We start from the raw sequence: 2,680 nt of genomic DNA, 5'->3' as shown, positions 1-2,680 counted from the left end.
TTTGCGAATATTAAGGATGACATTGGCAAAGAGATCAACGCAGTTCAAAGTGATGCTTTGTTGTGGGATGGTACTAAAGGTGCGTTTGTCGCAGAACATGGCGAACAAGGAGCAAGAACGAATAGCAAGATTACATCACTTGCCAATGGAGATATTAATTCTGGTTCAAGTGATGCAGTAGCTGGTAATCAACTTCATACTCTAGGGAGCGGTGTTGCTACGTCTTTAGGTGGTGACGCAAGCTATGAGGATGGGAAGTGGGTCGCTCCTACATTCCATTTTAAGAGTTTCAACGACAATGGTGATGTTACTGACACGACTTATACTGATGTAACCTCTGCCTTTACTGGTGTTGGAAATTCATTTGAGAAAGTTAAAGATCAATTTGCAAATATTAAGGATGACATTGGCAAAGAGATCAGCGCAGTTCAAAGTGATGCTTTGTTGTGGGATGGTACTAAAGGTGCGTTTGTCGCAGAGCATGGCGAACAAGGAGCAAGAACGAATAGCAAGATTACATCACTTGCCAATGGTAGTATCACTAAAGATTCCACGGATGCGGTTACGGGCGGTCAGCTTTATTCGATGAACAATGCATTAGCGAGCTATTTTGGTGGTGGTGCTGAATATAAGGATGGTCAATGGATAGCACCAAGCTTTAAGGTTCATACAGTGAGTTCTGATGGTGGTAAGGTTGAAGAGCAGAGCTATGATAGTGTTGCAGCTGCCTTTGAAGGTGTTGGAAGTTCTTTTACAAATCTTCATAATGAAGTGACGAATGCTGTTACGAATATTAATAATCACATCAATAATGTTGTTAGTGATAGTCTTGTTAAACAAGATGAGAAGACACATGTTATCGCAGTTGGAGGTGAAAAGAGCGGAACTGAAGTTACGTTTGCGAATACTGATGGAGCGTCACGGATTCTCACAGGTGTAAAATCAGGAGCGCTTACAGAAACGTCGACTGATGCAGTGAATGGTTCTCAACTTTATTCGATGAACAATACGTTAGCGAGCTATTTTGGTGGTGGTGCTGAGTATAAAGAAGGCAAATGGACAGCACCAAGCTTTAAGGTTCATACAGTGAGTTCTGATGGCAGCAAGGTTGAAGAGCAGAGCTATGATAGTGTAGCAGCTGCCTTTGAAGGTGTTGGAAGTTCTTTCACGAATATTCATAAAGAGCTTAAGAATGAGATTAACCAAGTTGTGGGAGAGAGTCTTGTTAAGCAAGATGAGAAGACACATGTTATTGCAGTTGGAGGTGAAAAGAGTGGAACTGAAGTTACGTTTGCGAATACTGATGGAGCGTCACGGAGCCTCACAGGTGTAAAATCAGGAGCGCTTACAGAAACATCGGTTGATGCAGTGAATGGTTCTCAACTTTTTGCGACCAATCAAAATGTTACGACAGTAACGAATGATCTTAAAACGGTTTCTGAGAATACTTCGAATTTCTTAGGAGGTGGTGCAGATGTATTGAAAAGTATTGCGCCGACTTATACAGTTCAGGATAAGAGTTATCAGAGTGTAGCAGATGCATTTGGTGGTGTTGATCGTTCATTCACAGAACTTCATGAGGAGATTGCAAAAAATACGAGTGATCTTTCAGATACGATTAAGCAAAATGCTTTGTTATGGAGTGATAATGATCATGCTTTTGTAGCGATCCATGGAACTGATGCTGACAAGAAGAACAGCAAGATCACCTCTCTTGCGAATGGTAGCATCACTAAAGATTCCACGGATGCGATCAATGGTTCACAGCTCTATGCTCTAGGGAGTGGTGTTGCAAAGACATTGGGTGGTGACGCAAGCTATGAAGATGGCAAGTGGGTTGCGCCTACATTCCATTTTAAGAGTTTCAACGACAATGGTGATGTTACTGACACGACTTATACTGATGTAACCTCTGCCTTTACAGGTGTTGGAGATTCATTTGAGAAAGTTAAAGATCAGTTTGCGAATATTAAGGATGATATTGGCAAAGAGATCAACGCAGTTCAAAGTGATGCTTTGTTGTGGGATGGCACGAAAGGTGCGTTTGTTGCAGAGCATGGCAAAGAAGGTAGCAAAACGAATAGCAAGATTACATCACTTGCCAATGGTAGTATCACTAAAGATTCCACGGATGCGGTTACGGGCGGTCAGCTTTATTCGATGAACAATGCATTAGCGAGCTATTTTGGTGGTGGAGCTAAGTATGAGAATGGTCAGTGGACGGCTCCAAGCTTTAAGGTTAATACAGTAAGTGCTGATGGTGGTAAGGTTGAAGAACAGAGCTATGATAATGTAGCCAAAGCCTTTGCGAGTGTTGGTACATCTTTTAGCAATCTTCATAATGAAGTGACGAATGCTGTTACGGATATTAATAATCACATCAACAATGTTGTTAGTGATAGTCTTGTTAAGCAGGATGAAGAGAGCAAGGTTATCAAGATAGGAGCGGAAAAAGGAGGTACCAGCATTAACATTGCTAATAGTGGTGATGCTGCACGGACCCTTACAGGTGTAAAATCAGGAGCGCTTACAGAAACGTCGACTGATGCAGTGAATGGTTCTCAACTTTATTCGATGAATAATACGTTAGCGAGCTATTTTGGAGGTGGAGCTAAGTATGAGAATGGTCAGTGGATAGCACCAAGCTTCAAGGTAAAGACAGTTAAGGATGATGGGAGTG

Annotated in this window: 1 pseudogene; it reads left to right on the top strand. The window is 41.9% G+C overall.

Going from position 1 to position 2,680, the window contains the following annotated elements:
• Positions 1-2,680 (top strand): annotated as a pseudogene (locus tag PVV65_RS09460) (hypothetical protein); the annotation flags it as partial.

This window comes from Bartonella sp. ML70XJBT, assembly GCF_028618425.1.
GTDB lineage: Bacteria > Pseudomonadota > Alphaproteobacteria > Rhizobiales > Rhizobiaceae > Bartonella.
The sequence above is the reverse complement of the archived record's forward strand: the minus strand, read 5'-3'. Positions and strand labels throughout refer to the sequence as shown.